Origin of the sequence: Streptomyces sp. NPDC102278 (assembly GCF_044766345.1) — a bacterium.
Lineage (GTDB): Bacteria > Actinomycetota > Actinomycetes > Streptomycetales > Streptomycetaceae > Streptomyces.
In genome coordinates, this window is sequence record NZ_JBIWLV010000002.1 from 145,790 (window position 1) to 161,242 (window position 15,453).

Below are 15,453 nucleotides of genomic sequence, written 5' to 3' on the forward strand. Positions count from 1 at the left end.
GCCCTGACGGGCTCATCAGGGGCGAGTGTTGACCATGTACCACCCGTAGGCGTGGGTGGCGGAGACGGTCGCTCCGGCAGTGGTGCCCCATGAGGTAGCGCCCGTCAGCTTGTTGCACAGTGCGAACGAACCGCCGGGGCCGGCGACCGTGTACCAGTGACCTGACCACCCACCACCTCACCACGGGGCGGCCCTCCGAGGCGCCGGCCCACTGCCGCCGGGGCTTGGAACTCGCCCAGGACGAGCAGTCGGACGGGCGCCCTGCGCTGCTCCTCGACACCTGCGGCAAGGCGCTGCGCGCCCTGGGCCGGGCCGAGGAGGCTCCCCGTTGCCGGGGCCCGCCCGGGGTCCGCCGCCCGCCGTCCGCCACGCCGACACGGTGTTGTGCCCATGACTCTCTCCCCCGTCTGCGTACGGTTCGTTGCGATCGATGGCGCGGGTCCGGTCCGACGCCCGAACGAGAAGGCTGCCGCAGGGGCTAACGGCCGACCTGACGCGGACCTGACGCCCGGTGGGCTCGGCCGTACCCACCGGGGACCCGCGGGCCTGCCCGGGCCCGGCGGGGCCCGTTGGCGGGTGACCGTTCGCGCGCATGTGCTCGTGGGAGCGGGCGTGCGCCCCGGCCTAGAGTTACGCGCTGTCTGCCGGCCTCGACGGGTCGGCCGCGTTTCGTGGTTCGGTTCGGCTTCGAGGGAGACCGCTCATGGCCAGCGCGTTTCAGGAGCGCAAGCTCAAGGGGATGTTCGCCGCGTTCGACGCGGACGGCGACGGCTACCTGCGCGAGGAGGACTTCGCCTCGCTCGTCGCCCGCTGGAGCCGACTGCCGGGAGTGGGGCCCGGCACGGAGGTCCGCGCGCGGGTGGAGAGCCTGCTGATGGGTTGGTGGGCCGCGTTGTTGGAGGCCGGTGACGCCAACGGGGACGGCGCGGTCGACATGGGTGAGCTGCTTTCCCTCGTCGACAGGCTGCCCGCCATGGTCGCGGACGTCACGGCGACCGCCGACACCGTCTTCGACGCCGTGGACGCCAACGGCGACGGCCGCATCTCCCCCGAGGAGCACCGCAGGCTCGTCGAGACGTGGAACGGACAGCCCGTGGACGTGACGGGGGTCTTCGAACTGCTCGACCTGAACGGGGACGGACACCTCAGTCGTGAGGAGTTCGCGCTGCTGTGGCGGCAGTTCTGGATCAGCGACGATCCGGCGGAACCGGGCAACTGGCTCTGCGGCCGGTTCTCCGACTGACGGGCCCGGGGCCACCGCCGGTCCCGTCAGTCGGAGGGCCGGGCGGGGCCGGGCGCGGGCGGTCGGCCCGTCGTACTCAGAGTGCTCATAGCACTCGGCGTGCTCGGCGTGCTCGGCGTGCTCAACGTGCGCTTCCGAGGTTCCGGTCCTCCTCGCTGCCGGACAGCATGAGGGTGGTCTCCTCTATGCGGCGGAACCGACCGTCGGCTGCGAACTCGCCGAAGAGGTAGACCTCGGTGCGGACGGTGGAACCGTCCTTCTTGACGACCGCGACGGTGTGACGGTCGGAGTACAGCCTGCCGTCGGTCAGTTCCTCGTGCACCTCGACACCGCCCTCCGCGACCACCGTGCGCAGGTGGGCGATGTGGGCCGTGAACCCGTCGCGCTCGTCCCACGTGCCGTTCGTGCGCTGCCGGTAGTCGGGGGCGAAGTGTCGGTCGACGGCTGCCTGGAGGTCGGCCTCCGGGGTGAACAGGAGGTCATTGAGGGCGGCGACGATGTTGGTGTTGCTCATGATTGTCCTCCGTGACGGGCGAGTTCAGTCAGATTGCGTGCGCTGCGCACGCTTCAGAGCATATACACACCGCGTGCGTGACGCACGCTATTCTTGGGAGGGTGAACAACGAGACGGGACACGAGATCGCCGACGCCCTGGGCGATCTGCTCAAGCGCACCCTCCGGGCCGACCTGCACCGAGCCCTCACCGAGGACCTGGGCGAAGCCGTCGACGAGGTCACCTACCCGGTACTCAGCGGGCTCGCCAGGACCGGTCCGCGCAGCGCCGCCGACCTGGCCGCCGACGTGGGTCTGGATCGTTCCGGCGTGAGTCGACGGGCCTCACGACTGGAAGCGGCGGGCCTCGTGCAACGCGAACAGGACCCGACGGACCGGCGGGCCGTCCTGCTGACGCTCACCACCCGGGGTACGCGCACGGTGGAGATCATGCGGCAGCGTCTCGCCTCCCGCATCGAGGCGTCCCTGAGTTCCTGGTCGCCGGAGGAGGCCCGCTCGTTCGCCGTCAACCTGCGCCGGTTCATCGACGAAGGCCCCTTCGCCGATCTCGGCGACCCCGGCGGTCCCGGCGACCCCGGCGGCCCCGGCGGTCGACGGTGACGTCAATGAATCCTTGACAAAGGGGCGCGCGTCAAGGTTTCCTTGACACATGCCGAACCCGCAGATGAACACCGCACCCGACGGCGCCACTTCCTCGCTGACCGTCCTCCTGCCGCTCGTCACGATCATGCCCGCGCTGACGGCGATGTTCGCCGATCGCCTCAGCACCCCCACGAACGTGATCCTGATCGTGTTGGATCTCGCCCTCGTCGCCGTCGCGGCCGGTTGCTTCGCCCGGTCGGCTGCGGCCCGAGCGGCCGCCGACCGCGCCCGCCGCGACGAGAACGTGCTGGACGCGCTCGACCACCGCCCCGGGAACCTGCGTTGAGCGGCGAGTACCTGCTCGGCCCGCAGGAGGCGGCCCGGATTCGCGAGGGCATTGCCGCGGCGGTGCTGGGCGTCTCCGACGACCTGGCCGAGTCCCTCGAACACGACGCCTCGGGCTACCTGCGGCTGGTCGACGCCTCACGCGTCGGCGCCGAGGAGGCGGGCCGGCTGCTGCGCGAGGCCGTCCAGGGCGCCAGGGCGGCGGGCCACAGCTGGGACACCGTCGGCCGCGTCCTGGGAGTGAGCCGCCAAGCGGCTCAACAGCGGTTCGCGAACAAGGAGAAGGACTCCGTCCCATCGGGAGCGTCCGACGGCGGTCCGGACGCTCCGGAGCGACGGATCCTCACCCCCTTGACCGCGTTCAACGAGATGGCGGCGCTCGCCGACGCCGGGCGCGACGGGTGGCACCTGGTCGGTTACGGCGCCTTCTTCCACGAGGTCGAGGCCTCCGACCAGCCCTGGGAGCACTGTCGGGTGTCGTTGGTGTCCGGCGGACGCCACCGCCGACTGGAGGCCGAGGGATGGACCGCCGTCGGCGAGGGCTGGTTCCCCTGGCGCTACTACAAGCGCCCGCTGCCCGCGCCCGACGGCAGCGGCAGCGGCAGCGGCAGCGGCAGCGGCAGCGGCAGCGGCAAGCGCTGAACGGTACGGGGCGAAGGCCGAACACGGGTGGCGCCAGGCGGCCTGCATCCAGCGTCAGGCGTCCCGTGTCAGGCGTCAGGCGTCAGGCGTCAGGCGTCAGGCGTCAGGCGTCAGGCGTCAGGCGTCAGGCGTCCAGTGTCTCGAAGAAGGCGCGGACGTCGGTCACGAAGGCCTCCGGCTGCTCCAGTGCGAGGAAGTTGCCTCCCTGCTCCAACTCGGTCCAGTGGGTGACGTTGTGGTCCCGTTCAGCGAAGCGCCGAATGGCGATGTCGGTGTCCAGGACGACGGCCACGCCGGTCGGGACGGTGCCGCGGGGCTTGGGTGCCCAGGCGCCCGGGTCGTGGGCCGCCTCGTAGTACAGGTTCGCGGAGGAGCCCGCCGTACCGGTGAACCAGTAGACGCTGATGTTGGTCAGCAGGCGGTCGCGGCCCACCGCGTCCTCGGGGAGCTCGGCGGCGGGGTCCGTCCACTCCTTGAACTTCTCGGCGATCCAGGCGAGTTGGCCCACCGGCGAGTCGTGCAGTCCGTAGGCGAGGGTCTGCGGACGGGTGGACTGGATGGCGTTGAAGCCCATCATGTCCTGTTGGAATCGCTCCAGTCGAGCCAACCGCTCCTGCTCGGGCCTCGTCAGCCCGTCACATTCGGCCGGGTCCCCGGAGGGGAAAGTGATCAGGCCGTTGACGTGGACGCCGATGACCCGGTCGGGCGCCTGACGCCCCATCTCCAGCGCGATCCAGGCTCCGCCTCCCGTGCCCTGGGCGCCGTAGGTGTCGTAGCCGAGCCGCGCCATCAGCTCGACGAACGCGCCCGCCACGCGACCGGTGTTCCAGCCGGCCTCGGCGAGCGGGCCGGAGAAGCCGGTGCCGGGCGTGGAGGTGACGATGACGTGGAAGTTGCGCGTCAGCGGCCGGATGACCTCGACGGACTGCACGAACGAGCAGGGCCAGTCGTGGACCAGGAGCAGCGGGACCGCCGCCGGGTTCTGCGAACGGACGTGCAGGAAGTGGATGTTCTGGCCGTCGATCCCGGTGGTGAACTGCGGGAACTCGTTGAGCTCCGCCTCCGCCTTCCGCCAGTCGAAACCGTCGGCCCAGTACGCGGCCAGACCCTTGAGGTAGCCGGTGGGCACGCCCCGGCTCCAGCCGACGCCGGGGATCTCGCTGCCCCAGCGCGTACGCGCCAACCGGGCGCGCAGGTCGTCGATCTCCTCCTGAGCGACATCGATGCGGAAGGGGCGGATCCGGGCGTCGGTGTTACTGCTGTTCTCCATGGACAGGACACTATGCTCGATATAGGCACGCTGCCTTCCTAATCACACTCCAGGCTTGGGTTCCATGCTCGATACCTCCGCACGTCTGTTGCGTCTGCTCTCCCTCCTGCAAACCCCGCGCGCCTGGCCGGGATCCGAACTGGCCGAGCGTCTGGGGGTGAGCGGGCGCACCGTCCGCAACGACATCGACCGCCTTCGGGAACTCGGCTACCCCGTGGACGCCACGCGCGGGTCCGCCGGCGGCTACCGGTTGGGCGCCGGAGCGGCGATGCCCCCGCTGCTCCTCGACGACGAGGAGGCCGTCGCGGTCACGATCGCCCTGCGCACCGCCGCGCGCGGCGCCGTCCCCGGCACCGAGGAGACCTCGCTCCGGGCACTGGCCAAGCTCGAGCAGGTGCTGCCGTCGCGGCTGCGTCGACGGGTGCGGACCCTCCAGGCGTACACCGTGGCGGTGCCGGCCGACCAGCCGGCCCCGACCGTCTCAGCGGACGTGCTGACCACCCTCGTGGCCGCCTGCCGGGACCGGGAACGGCTGCGCTTCGACTACCTGAACCATGCCGGGGCCCCGACCCGTCGCATCGTGGAGCCGCACCGGGCGGTGAACTGGGGGCGGCGCTGGTACCTCGTGGCGTGGGACGTCGAGCGGGAGGACTGGCGGACGTTCAGGATCGACCGGATCCGGCCCCGCACCCCGGCCGGGCCGCGTTTCGCACCGCGCGAGGTGCCCGGTGGCGACTTCGCGGCGTACGTCTCCGGCCGGGTGTCGAGCGCTGCCTGGCGCCACTACGCGCGCGTGACGGTCCACGCGCCGGCGACGGCGGTGATTGAGCGGATCAACCCCGCGGTGGGCACGGTGGAGGCCATCGACGCCGGCAGCTGCACCCTGGTCACCGGCGCCGACACGGTGCGGTCCCTCGCCGTCCACCTGGGCATGCTCGACTTCGACTTCGACGTCACCGAACCCCCGGAACTGGTCACCCACCTGCGGCGGCTCGCGGACCGCTACAACCGCTCGACCCCTCCGCCCCACTGAGCGGTCGGCGGCGGTCTGCCCGGCGACCAGGCTCTGGGGCGAGGCTCTGGGGGCGAGGCTCAGGGGGCGAGGGTCTGGGGCGAGGCCGTCGGTCAGCAGGACCGGTAGCGGTAGTCGCTCGATCCGGGTGCGGAGACGTCCAGGTCGCGCTGGACGACGGAGAGCTTCGCGCCCCAGGCGGAACAGGCGCGCTCGTAGCCGGCGGACTCGTACTCGATGACGAACACGCGGTTCGCGTACGCCTTCGCGAAGTCCCCGCATTCGTCGTACTGGCCGCACTCCTCGGCCACGGCGAAGTCGAAGCCGACCTTCGCGCGGTCGGGGAGCAGCTCGGCGGTGTTCTTCTGGCCGATGGCGAGGCCGTCGGCGTGTGCGCGGTCGGCCAGGAGCTTGGCGAAGGCGACGTTGTGCGCCTTCGTCAGGCGGCCCTTGGAGCGGCTGAAGGAGTCGAGGTTGTCCGGTTCGACGGCCTGGAAACCGCCGCGGGCGCAGCCGCCGATCCAGTCTCCGACGATCTTCGCGAGGCGGGTACGCTTGTCGGCCGTCGAGGTGTCCAGGAGGGCTTCGCCCCAGTTCTCGTCGATGACGGGCTTCTTGTCGCCGTCGCGCAGCACCAGGTCCGGGTGGTTCTTCTGCCACCAGTCGAAGGCGTCGGGCTGGGTCTGGAAGGCGTTGAGGTAGCAGAGGTTGTACAGGCCCGGAGCGGGCTTCGCGGAGCGGTCGCGGGAGACCGCCTTCACGCCCTCGGGGGGCGTGTACGCCTGTCCGATCTGGTAGTCGAAGGCCATGTTCGCCGCGGGGAGGCGGGGTGCGGGGCGGGGAGCGGCGGGCTGTCCCGCGGATGCCTGGAAGAGCATCAGGCCCGCGCCGAGGGCGGCCGTGGCGCCGACCGCGCCGGCGGCGAGAGTGCGCTTGCGGCGCAGGAAGAGGGTTGCGGAGTGTTTCGGCACGCGTTCTCCAGTACGAGGTGCGGTTTCGTGTTCGCATCCTGCGCGAGGGGTCATGAGGATGTCATGAGAGGGGGCTCTTCCGGGGCACCGTGCGCCGTCCTCGGGCGCGCCGCGCCTCGCGCGGTCCGAGGGCGAGGCGGAACACCGCTCCACGCGCCCGGCCGGGTGTCCGCGGTGCGCCGTCCTCGGGCGCGCCGCGCCTCGCGCGGTCCGAGGGCGAGGCGGAACACCGCTCCACCGCCCGGCCGGGTGTCCGCGGTGAGGCCGCCGCCGTGGGCGGTGGCCACCTCCGCGACCAACGACAGCCCGATGCCCGAGCCACCGCCCGGGGAGCGGAACCGTGACCTCAGGGCCGGCAGGTCCGCCGCCGCGACGCCGGGGCCCCGATCGGAGACGGCCACGACGAGACAGCGCACCGTGACGTGTACCTGAGCACGCCCCGCGGGGTCGCCCGGCGTGCGGCCGTGTCGCAAGGCGCTGTCGAGCAGGTTGCGTACGGCGATCCGCACCAGGGCCGGGTCGGCGGTGGCCACCCAGGGTTCCAGCGAGGCGGTCACGGTGTGCGGGCCGGCGGTCAGCTCCTCGCAGACCTGCTCGACCAAATGGTGCAGACGCAGCGGGACCGGGCGCAGGGTGTCGGCGGTGCCTTGGAGGCGGCCCCGGGTGAGGACGTCGGCGACCACGTCGGTGAACCGTTCGGTGGCGCGGCGGATGCGCGGCAGGTGCGGGTCCGGGCCGCGCGGGTCCAGCCCCGCCACGTCCACGACTGGAACTGCGCATGACGGCCACCGGCGTGCGGAGTTCGTACGCCGTGTCGGCGAGCGTCCGCTCCTGTGCCTCCACCTCCAGTGCGTTCCGACACAGACTCCGCGTGTTCGGGTACGGGGCCCACCAGCGGCACCTCGTACCCGTCTTCGACGAACCGACGCGCAGGCGCTCCCGGATCTCCACCCACCTCCGGCACGCGCGCCGGAGATAGGGGGCGGGGGGCCGGATCGGCAGTGCCCGGCCGGCCTTCCGGCTGTTGCCGGATTCAACCATTCCAGGCACCATCAGGGCATACGGTTCGTCGCCCGACCGCCGCGTGGCCCCGATCGAAAGTCACACGAGTGAACACCCATCACGGAGATGACACGAGCCATCACCTGGCGTGGGCCGAGCACGCCATCGACGCCCTTGACGCCGGTGACGAAGCGAACCGATCACTCGGCGAAGCACTCGACACCACCGGCGACCTCCGCGCGGAGAACGCCCAACGCCGCGCGGATGCGGTTCGCGCCGCGGCCATGGGGCTGCCGCCCACCGGCTGCGCCCTGGCGGCCGGGATTTCCGAGCGCATGCTCGCCGTCTGGCAGGGCGCCGACCCGCACTTCAACGCCGCCATGGCCACCGCGCAGGCCCTCGCCCACGCTCACGGACTGACCGGCTCGGCCGCTCCGACCAGCCCGTTCGCCCTTCGGCTCCTGCTGAGGGCCGTACGGAGCGGTGCAGGCATCCTCGCCGCGGCCGAACAGCTCGGGATCCCCCGCCATCGTCTCCGGAAGCTGCGGGAACGCCCCCAGGTGGCCGCCCTCGTCCTCGCCGCGCAGAGCATCGGCCGCAAGCCCACCCCACGCCGCTCGAAGCCCTATGCCTACCGCCTCGTGCGCACCTCCCGGCCGCAATCGCCGAACAGCGGCGGCTGAACCGCACCCGGCGCGCCCTGACCACCCACGCCAAGCCGGGCGCGCTGCCGTCGCCATCCGGTTCGTCCCTGCGGAGCCCCGGCCTGCCGCACCACGCACGAGGACCCGCGCCGGCGGAACCCGACACCCCGCCCAGGAGCCCGCCCAGAAGTCCGCCCAGGGGAATGTCGCCCCAGGACACGAACCGGGCTGTCGCGCTCACGCGGCCCGACAGCCGATCCGGTGGGAGCGCCTGCTGGAAACTCGCCTGAGCCACGAACCGGACGACTGCGACTTCACCCAGGGAAAGGGCCGCGAGGCCGATCGCGGCCACACGGACACTCCACCCCGGTCGGGCCATGGGCGTGAGAACGGTCAGTGGGCACGTGAGGAGCGGTGCCGGCCGGATGACCGACCGTGTCCGAGCCGCGTCGAGACCCCGGTCGCCGACAATGCGCCCACCAAGGCGCCGCACCCCACGCGCCAGTTGGCAGCCCGACCAGGAGCGAGCCTGACGTGGTCATCGCGCCGGCAAGCCCGACCTGTAAATCCACATCAGTCGAACTCAGCCGGTCGAACTCAGCCGGTCGGGCTCGGCCGGGTGAGGAAGTGGGCGCGGGCCTCCGGAAGGAACATCGGTACCACCGCTGCCGCGGCGAGCAGGTCGGGCAGGGCGTTGAGGGCGGCCCACCACGCGGGCCCCTCCACCGTTCCGAGCCCCCCGACGCGGAACGTCAGGAAACCCGCACCGACGACGGCGAGGGCCGTCCGGGCCCAGCCCCGGCCGGCGCGCATGCGTGCCGCCACGAACAGCCAGGCGCCCAGGAGTACGGCGAGTACGGCCGCCTCCACGGCGATCCGGAGGATCGCGGTGTCCCGGCCGGCGTACTCGGTCAGTTCGTCCAGGCTGGTGGGCGGCGCCACGAAGGAACCGAGAAACCAGACGAGCAGTTCCGCGGCGACGGCCGCCGAGGTGAGTCTCCACGCGGCCTCGATCTGCCTCGGGCGCCCGGAGCGGGTGTCTGTCGTACCGGTCGTCACCGCAGCCTCCTTGGGGTACGCCCTGTCAGAGGGTGAGCGGAGCCTCACGGTTCCCGACGGGGCGTGTCGACCTGATCCGCCCTCAACTCCCTTCGCCGTGAGCGGACTCGGGTCAGGGAGCGGCGCCGCCGACGGGCCCGGGGTGGTCTCGTCCGGGGAGCGGCGACGGCCGACCGCCACCGGCCGCAGGCCGCCCCCGGCCGCCGCGACGAGGACGCGCGACCGGGGCGGGGCCGGGAACGGGAGCGGGGCCGGGAGCGGGGGCCGCGACAGGGGCCGGGGGCGAGGGCGTCCGTCGCGCCCTCTCGACGGCGTCAGCCGGTGAAGGCCTCGATGAGGGTCCAGAGGGCGAGGGCGCCCATGCACGCGGCGCCGATGCGCTGGACGTTCTTGAGGGGAACGCGCTGGGCGATGAAACGGCCGACGAGCAGGGCGAGGGCGGAGACCGACATCAGCGCGAGGGCGGAGCCGATGGCGGTGGACAGCCAGCCGTTGGTGGCGGCCAGGTTCGCCGTGGTGATCTGGGTGAGGTCGCCCCATTCGCTGATGAAGACGGCCATGAACGCGGTGGTGTAGACGGGCCAGAATCCCGTGACGGTCTTGGCCGCACCGTCCTCGTCGTCATCGTCGCCGCTGCGCAGCAGGACGAAGGCACCGAACGCGAACAGGGCGGCGGAGACGAGTTTGACGGCGATGTCCGGAAGCAGGCCGAGCAGGCTTCCGGCGCCGACGGCGATGGCCACGTGCACGATGAAGGCGGTGGAGGTGCCGAACCACACGTACAGCGGCCGCATCCGAGTACCCATGGCCAGCGAGGCGAACATGGTCTTGTCGGGGAGTTCCGCGAGGAAGATCAGCCCGAAGGCGGTGATGATCGCCAGGGGGTCGAAGGTCATTCCCTTGCTTTCTGCTGGGGCCGGGCCGTCAGCTCGTACGACACCCAGAGGGCGACGGGAAGAACCACTCGGCCCGGCACGACGGAGCGACCCACACATGGAGTGCGGACCGCGTCATGCCTTGGCCGAAGGTCTCGTCCACCCCGCACGATGTGCGGCGGTCCGATGGCCGGGGCGTCCGTAGACGTCCAGTATGTCGACCAGCGGTTTTCAGGACTACTCCCCTTCGCTGACACAGAGTGTAACAGCCGCCCCGGCGGCGCCCCGGACCGCCGGTCACCCGCTGGACGGGACCGCTCGCACCGCGACGGCCCCCTGGGCGGTGACGCCCTCGCGGACTGGTCGCGCGGATGCACACGAGCGTCGCGGCGGTACCGGACCATGGAACCGGTTGAACAGGGCCCGCGGGCGCGCCAGTTCGGCCGGCTTCGCCACCGTGTCCGGGTCGAGACGGCTCAGCAGGCCGAAGCCGCGATTGCGCTCGGAGACCCACCGCACCGACGGACGGGACTGCGCCCGCACACGGTCGACACCTGCCTGCGGCGGCTGCGCGGCAAAACCGCGGCGATACTCGTCCCGTGACGTGGTTCGAGCGGGCGGAGGCGGCGGAACGGCTCGGTGATTGGGACACGGCCCTCGTGTTGGTGAGCGCACGCGCCGGGTGCTACGCCGATTCCGACGCGCACGGCAACCACCTGTGGCACATGGACCTGTTGGCTGCCGCCGGGCGGTTCACGGAGCTCACGGAGCTCGCCCACACGGATGTCCACGCACGTCGGCGGCTCAATCGGGCGCTCCAGGAGCGGGGCATGGACTCGGCCTTGCGCGGCCGCGCCGCAGCCGGTGATCGGGGCGCCCTCTACGCCCTCCTTCGGCTGCTGTGCACAACGGATCGGGCTCCCGAGGCCGGCGCGAGCGGTCCGGGAACTCGCCCCGGACAACGCGTACGCGCTCCGGCTCCTGACCGGTCTCCGATCGCCGTCGGACGGCCCGGCGTGACATTGCGGCGGGCGGACGGTGAGGGGCGGCGGGGCCGATCCTTCGACGGCCGCGCATGAAATCGGCTGTCTGAAGCATGCGCGGAGGATGGAATGCGTGGTGTACGAGGAACGGTCGGGCCGGTCGGAGACGGTCGAGTGCGATCTTGAGGACGAGGCGTGCCGGACCGCCCTGAAGCGGCTGCGCGATCTGGACGACGGCGAGTTCGGGTGGATCCGACTCGTGGATCCGGACGAGTCCGAGCTGGTGCAGTTGGCCGAGGAGCTGGGACTGCACCCGCTGGCCGTCGAGGACGCGGTGCAGGCGCACCAGCGCCCGAAGCGCGAGCGGTTCGACGGCGTGCTGGCGGTGGCGATCAAGACGCTGTGGTACGTCGAGGACGAGACCGCGGTGGAGACCGGCGAGATGATGGTGTTCGTCGGTCCCCACTACGTACTCACCGTCCGCCACGGCGCGGTCGATCCGACGGCCGAGGCGGCCCGCCGACTGGACGCCGACGCGGCGATGCTGCGCTTCGGTCCGCTGTCGGTCCTGCACGCCGTGTTGGACGTGGTCGTCGACGCCTACAGCGACGCCGCCGACAAGGTGCGCGGCGCGCTCAACCGGTTGGAGGACCAGGTGTTCTCGTCCGCGCGCGTCGATCACACCGAGGGCATCTACTCGCTCAAGCGGGAGGTGCGCGAGTTCCGTGACGCGGTACAGCCGCTCGTGCCCGTCCTGCAGGATCTCCTGAACGGGCCGGGCGAGGAGCGGCACGCGCCGAAGGCCGAACCCTACTTCCGCGACGTGGCCGACCACCTGCACCGCACCGACACCGAGGTACGCACCCTCGACGAGCTGCTGAACTCGGTTCTCGACGCCCAACAGGCCCGGGTGGGCACCTGGCAGAACGACGACATGCGGCGCATCTCCGCGTGGGCGGCGATCTTCGCCATTCCCACCATGGTCGCGGGCGTGTACGGGATGAACTTCGAGCACATGCCGGAACTCGGCTGGACGTACGGCTACCCCCTCGCCGTGGGCCTGATGGCCCTGGCCTCGGGAGCGCTGTACCGGGCCTTCCGGCGCAACGGCTGGCTGTAGCCCCCACGCCGGATCCGACCCCCGAACCGACACCCGAACCGACGCCGGATTCCACTCCGGAAGCACTTTCCCGCCCGGCGTCGGGTGGGCAGGTGGTTACGGCGGGTCCTGTGACGCGACGGCGCAGGCCCCGGCGCGGTCAGGCCTTGTTCCACACCGTGACGTCGAAGGTCCCCTTCGGGTGGCCCACGTCACCGTTCATCTGCTTGATCCGCAGCCGCGCGACGCGGCCGTCGTTGGTGAGGGCGCACACGACCATGCCGGCCTTCGCCGCGATGTCCTCGGAGGTCGCCTGGGTGGCGACGGCGGACGCGCAGTCGGCGTACGAGGGCACGCTGCCCTCGGTCTCCCACACCAGGGCCTTGGCGCCGCGTTCGGGGCGCAACCTCGGACCGGCGAAGTCGAAGACGCCGAAGTCGTTGTCGGCGTTGGTCTGGGAGTTCGCGGGCGGCGTCGGGTCGAGGTCCTTGTCGTCCGCGAACGCGATCGCGAGCGGGCCTTCCCAGCGGACGGTACCGGCCGCCTTCCCGGCGGGGGCCGAGGGGGCGGCGGCGGGTGCCTGCGCGCCGCTGGACGCGGACGGGCCGCCCGCGTCCGTCCCGCCGGGCGCCGGGGTGGCCGTCTCGGCGGCTCCGGGCACGGCGTCGGCGGCCGGGGGCGCGGGGGCGGGGGCCGCCTTCGAGGAGTTGTCGGGGGCCAGCAAGTAGGCCCCGACCAGGGTCACCACCGCCGCCAGCATGGTCGCCCCGGCGCCGATCCACGCCCCGCGGTGGGGGGATCCTCCGCCGGCCGGCGGCGCGGGGTACCCCGGAACGTGCCCACCATGCGGCGCACCGGCCGGTGGTGTCTGCCAGTCGTGTCCCGGCTGCTGGTTGCTCACTGCTGTCCGTCCCCGTGTTCGATCTTTCCAGAAGGAGGTAGGTTAACCGGCCGCCCGCGGAGACCGGCAACCGATCGGAACGCACCTACCGTCCGACGGTGGCCACTTCGGCGGACCACCTCCTCGAACCCCGCCGGCGGACAACCGACAGATGACCCAACTGCTTCTCCTGGTACCCGAGTTCGTGGGCCAACCGGCGCGCAGCGGCGTTCAGGTGCTGCGCACCGCGACCTTGAGGCTCGCCGACAGTGCCCGCCTGCCGGGCTGGACAGGGCCTGCGTGCCGCGCTGTTGGTCCCGGCGCGCGTGCGCGCCCACGTCATCGGCATGCCGGGAACCGGCGTCCTGGTGCGTCCGCTCGCACATACGCGTCCCACCGTCCGCCGACCGCGGCCGACGACCTCGCGCGTCCGGGCGCCCCGAGACCCGTGCCAGGCGCGCCGCCGACCACGCCCACCCCGACAAGCGGACGCCCTGCGCGGAGGTGCTCGACCGCACCGCGGCCGACACCGGGGCGATGCAGGAGCCGACGTCGGAGCCGATGGCCGAGCCGGCGGCGCGTGGGCGCGGCGCCGCACATCCGTGGCCAATGGTTTGCGCGCAGTGCTCGTGGGCAGTCGCCTACAGCCGGAAGGACGAGGCCCCGGCCTGGAGGCCGTCATGTCGACAACCACGCTCGTTGCCATCATCGCCGCGCTGGTGCTGATCGCCCTGATCGCGGGGGTGTGGGCCTTCTCGCGCCGCCGTCACCTGCGGCAACAGTTCGGACCCGAGTACGACCGGACGGTCGAGGCCGAGGGCGGCCGGATGGCGGCCGACCGCGAGCTGCGGGCCCGAGAGCAGCGCCACGACACGCTCGACATCAAGGAACTGCCCGCCGAGCGGCGCGCGCAGTACACCGACGAGTGGCGCGACGTACAGGAACGCTTCGTGGACCGCCCCGAGGCATCGGTCGCCCAGGCGGACGAGCTGGTGACGCGCCTGATGCGCGAACGCGGCTATCCGGCCGACGGCTACCAGGGGCAGGTCCGGGACCTGTCGGTGGAGCACGGCCGCACCCTGGAGCACTACCGCGCGGCGCACGAGATCAACCTGCGCGGCAGCGGAGCCGAGGCGACCACGGAGGAACTCCGCGGGGCGATGGTCCACTACCGCGCCCTGTTCGAGGAACTGCTGAGCAGCGAAGGAGGCCGATGACATGCGGGAACACGGTGACACGGCGGGCCGCGGCGACGAGGACCGGCTGACCACGGAGAACCTCGCCAATCCGGGTGCGACCGGCGGCCAGGCCGTGTACCCCGGCGAGTCGACGGCCCTGGAGGGCGAGACCACCGACGCGCAGGACGGTACGCGGGGCGGCGGGGCACCCGACTCCCTCGCGGACGACCCGGAGCGCGCCGCGGAGGGCCCCGAGCGCGCCGATGCGCGCGGTGGGCAGGACGAGCGGGACGAGCCGCTGTTGGCCGGCGCGGAGACGGCGGGCTTCCGCGAGCGGTGGGCCGAGATCCAGGGACGCTTCGTCGACGACCCGAAGGAGGCCGTGACGTCCGCGGACACGCTGGTGGCCGAGGTGATGCAGGAACTCGCCCGGACCTTCTCCACCCACAAGCAGGAGCTGGAGGGCCAGTGGGGCCGCGGCGAGGAGGTCGCGACGGAGGACCTGCGGCTCGCGCTGCAACGCTACCGCTCCTTCTTCAACCGCCTCCTCAAGACCTGACCGCACACCCCGACGTCCCGGGCGCACCCGTGCACCCGTGGGCCCCGGGGCACCACGACCCGGGACGCGGGGCCGGGGCGGACACCGTGTGGGTGTCCGCCCCGGCTCCGTCGAGGCGCCGGCCCTCGAAAGGCGGCGTCAGGCACCCGTCAGGCACCCGCAGGGCGCCCGTCAGAAGGTGTGCGGCTCGTCGTAGTAGCGGCCGATCTGACGGTGGTAGTCCGCGTCCTGGAGGTGCTTGTCCTGGATGAACTCGGGAGCGTGCTTGATCTGTTCCTTCGTCCGGTTGACGTAGATCCGCTGCTCTTCCAACTCGACCCGGCTCACCGTGCCGGCCGGCAGGAGCACTTCCTTGCCGAAGATCCACGGGCCGGTGTCGACCACCAGGTAGGAGGAGTCGACCTCGTCGGAGTGCTTGTCGACCTTGCCGATGGAGCCGTCCGTGGCCTCGACCTTGAAGCCCGTCAGATCGGCGCCGGCCAGTCGACCGGACGTCTCGCTGTAACCCCACACATTCTCAGTCATACGAACAACCCCTTCAGCCGATCGGTGTGCGGCCCTTGTTTCGCCCCGGCGTTCTCGATGGCCCGGAGAGC

The 15,453-nt window shown here is 72.0% G+C and carries 17 protein-coding genes; 9 read left to right on the top strand and 8 right to left on the bottom strand.

From position 1 onward, the window contains the following. The first annotated feature begins 703 nt into the window (after positions 1–703). Positions 704–1,243, top strand: coding sequence for an EF-hand domain-containing protein (locus ACIRO3_RS05450; protein ID WP_365996985.1), 540 nt, complete (start codon positions 704–706; stop codon positions 1,241–1,243). A 121-nt stretch (positions 1,244–1,364) separates the two neighbouring features. Here the strand turns inward: ACIRO3_RS05450 and ACIRO3_RS05455 are convergent, their stop codons facing one another. Next, a complete protein-coding gene (locus ACIRO3_RS05455) occupies positions 1,365–1,757 on the bottom strand; it encodes a nuclear transport factor 2 family protein (RefSeq protein WP_404132725.1) in 393 nt (130 codons plus the stop codon). Between the two features lie 101 nt (positions 1,758–1,858). Here ACIRO3_RS05455 and ACIRO3_RS05460 point away from each other — a divergent pair, with 101 nt between their 5' ends. From ACIRO3_RS05460 to ACIRO3_RS05470, 3 genes are read left to right on the top strand one after another with little or no spacing between them, the layout of a single operon-like run. Further along, positions 1,859–2,356, top strand: coding sequence for a MarR family transcriptional regulator (locus tag ACIRO3_RS05460; protein ID WP_361782411.1), 498 nt, complete (start codon positions 1,859–1,861; stop codon positions 2,354–2,356). Positions 2,357–2,405: 49 nt separating this feature from the next. Then, positions 2,406–2,684: a hypothetical protein gene (locus tag ACIRO3_RS05465; protein WP_404132728.1), complete on the top strand. Its 279-nt coding sequence runs from the start codon at positions 2,406–2,408 to the stop codon at positions 2,682–2,684. Further along, the gene (locus tag ACIRO3_RS05470) at positions 2,681–3,325 is read left to right on the top strand and encodes a hypothetical protein (RefSeq protein ID WP_404132730.1); all 645 of its coding nucleotides are present in this window, start codon (positions 2,681–2,683) and stop codon (positions 3,323–3,325) included. The genes ACIRO3_RS05465 and ACIRO3_RS05470 overlap by 4 nt, the downstream gene beginning before the upstream one ends. 124 nt (positions 3,326–3,449) lie before the next feature. On the opposite strand, the gene ACIRO3_RS05475 is transcribed toward ACIRO3_RS05470, so the two are convergent. Beyond that, positions 3,450–4,595, bottom strand: a complete 1,146-nt coding sequence (locus ACIRO3_RS05475) for an epoxide hydrolase family protein (protein ID WP_404132733.1) — start codon at positions 4,593–4,595, stop codon at positions 3,450–3,452. A 64-nt stretch (positions 4,596–4,659) separates the two neighbouring features. Here ACIRO3_RS05475 and ACIRO3_RS05480 point away from each other — a divergent pair, with 64 nt between their 5' ends. Then, complete coding sequence (locus ACIRO3_RS05480) at positions 4,660–5,628, top strand: helix-turn-helix transcriptional regulator (protein ID WP_404132737.1); 969 nt, start codon at positions 4,660–4,662, stop codon at positions 5,626–5,628. A gap of 92 nt (positions 5,629–5,720) precedes the next feature. Here the strand turns inward: ACIRO3_RS05480 and ACIRO3_RS05485 are convergent, their stop codons facing one another. Beyond that, the gene (locus tag ACIRO3_RS05485; RefSeq protein WP_404132740.1) at positions 5,721–6,578 is read right to left on the bottom strand and encodes an endo alpha-1,4 polygalactosaminidase; all 858 of its coding nucleotides are present in this window, start codon (positions 6,576–6,578) and stop codon (positions 5,721–5,723) included. A 50-nt stretch (positions 6,579–6,628) separates the two neighbouring features. After that, positions 6,629–7,342, bottom strand: a complete 714-nt coding sequence (locus tag ACIRO3_RS05490; protein ID WP_404132743.1) for a sensor histidine kinase — start codon at positions 7,340–7,342, stop codon at positions 6,629–6,631. A 345-nt stretch (positions 7,343–7,687) separates the two neighbouring features. On the opposite strand from ACIRO3_RS05490, the gene ACIRO3_RS05495 reads away from it, so the two are divergent. Then, positions 7,688–8,263 (top strand): hypothetical protein, encoded by a 576-nt coding sequence (locus ACIRO3_RS05495; RefSeq protein ID WP_404132746.1) that lies wholly within the window; start codon positions 7,688–7,690, stop codon positions 8,261–8,263. A gap of 558 nt (positions 8,264–8,821) precedes the next feature. On the opposite strand, the gene ACIRO3_RS05500 is transcribed toward ACIRO3_RS05495, so the two are convergent. Both ACIRO3_RS05500 and ACIRO3_RS05505 read right to left on the bottom strand, forming a co-directional pair. Beyond that, complete coding sequence (locus ACIRO3_RS05500; RefSeq protein WP_404132749.1) at positions 8,822–9,283, bottom strand: hypothetical protein; 462 nt, start codon at positions 9,281–9,283, stop codon at positions 8,822–8,824. Positions 9,284–9,597: 314 nt separating this feature from the next. After that, the gene (locus tag ACIRO3_RS05505; RefSeq protein WP_361781866.1) at positions 9,598–10,179 is read right to left on the bottom strand and encodes a TMEM165/GDT1 family protein; all 582 of its coding nucleotides are present in this window, start codon (positions 10,177–10,179) and stop codon (positions 9,598–9,600) included. Between the two features lie 1,086 nt (positions 10,180–11,265). Here ACIRO3_RS05505 and ACIRO3_RS05510 point away from each other — a divergent pair. Then, a complete protein-coding gene (locus tag ACIRO3_RS05510) occupies positions 11,266–12,261 on the top strand; it encodes a magnesium and cobalt transport protein CorA (RefSeq protein WP_404132752.1) in 996 nt (331 codons plus the stop codon). Positions 12,262–12,400: 139 nt separating this feature from the next. Here the strand turns inward: ACIRO3_RS05510 and ACIRO3_RS05515 are convergent, their stop codons facing one another. Further along, on the bottom strand, positions 12,401–12,988 hold the full coding sequence (locus ACIRO3_RS05515) for a hypothetical protein (protein ID WP_404132755.1): 588 nt from the start codon (positions 12,986–12,988) through the stop codon (positions 12,401–12,403). A gap of 812 nt (positions 12,989–13,800) precedes the next feature. Here ACIRO3_RS05515 and ACIRO3_RS05520 point away from each other — a divergent pair. Both ACIRO3_RS05520 and ACIRO3_RS05525 read left to right on the top strand, forming a co-directional pair. Then, positions 13,801–14,337, top strand: a complete 537-nt coding sequence (locus tag ACIRO3_RS05520; RefSeq protein WP_361781854.1) for a hypothetical protein — start codon at positions 13,801–13,803, stop codon at positions 14,335–14,337. Position 14,338: 1 nt separating this feature from the next. After that, positions 14,339–14,857: a hypothetical protein gene (locus ACIRO3_RS05525; RefSeq protein ID WP_404132758.1), complete on the top strand. Its 519-nt coding sequence runs from the start codon at positions 14,339–14,341 to the stop codon at positions 14,855–14,857. Between the two features lie 171 nt (positions 14,858–15,028). Here ACIRO3_RS05525 and ACIRO3_RS05530 read toward each other — a convergent pair whose 3' ends face one another. Continuing rightward, positions 15,029–15,382: a PRC-barrel domain-containing protein gene (locus tag ACIRO3_RS05530; RefSeq protein WP_404132761.1), complete on the bottom strand. Its 354-nt coding sequence runs from the start codon at positions 15,380–15,382 to the stop codon at positions 15,029–15,031. Positions 15,383–15,453 lie beyond the last annotated feature (71 nt).

Excerpts from the sequence above, each read along its gene's own strand:
- ACIRO3_RS05450 (WP_365996985.1), top strand. The coding sequence starts at position 704 with ATGGCCAGCGCGTTTCAGGAGCGCAAGCTCAAGGGGATGTTCGCCGCG.
- ACIRO3_RS05455 (WP_404132725.1), bottom strand. The coding sequence starts at position 1,757 with ATGAGCAACACCAACATCGTCGCCGCCCTCAATGACCTCCTGTTCACC.
- ACIRO3_RS05465 (WP_404132728.1), top strand. The coding sequence starts at position 2,406 with ATGCCGAACCCGCAGATGAACACCGCACCCGACGGCGCCACTTCCTCG.
- ACIRO3_RS05475 (WP_404132733.1), bottom strand. The coding sequence starts at position 4,595 with ATGGAGAACAGCAGTAACACCGACGCCCGGATCCGCCCCTTCCGCATC.
- ACIRO3_RS05480 (WP_404132737.1), top strand. The coding sequence starts at position 4,660 with ATGCTCGATACCTCCGCACGTCTGTTGCGTCTGCTCTCCCTCCTGCAA.
- ACIRO3_RS05505 (WP_361781866.1), bottom strand. The coding sequence starts at position 10,179 with ATGACCTTCGACCCCCTGGCGATCATCACCGCCTTCGGGCTGATCTTC.
- ACIRO3_RS05510 (WP_404132752.1), top strand. The coding sequence starts at position 11,266 with ATGGAATGCGTGGTGTACGAGGAACGGTCGGGCCGGTCGGAGACGGTC.
- ACIRO3_RS05520 (WP_361781854.1), top strand. The coding sequence starts at position 13,801 with ATGTCGACAACCACGCTCGTTGCCATCATCGCCGCGCTGGTGCTGATC.
- ACIRO3_RS05525 (WP_404132758.1), top strand. The coding sequence starts at position 14,339 with ATGCGGGAACACGGTGACACGGCGGGCCGCGGCGACGAGGACCGGCTG.
- ACIRO3_RS05530 (WP_404132761.1), bottom strand. The coding sequence starts at position 15,382 with ATGACTGAGAATGTGTGGGGTTACAGCGAGACGTCCGGTCGACTGGCC.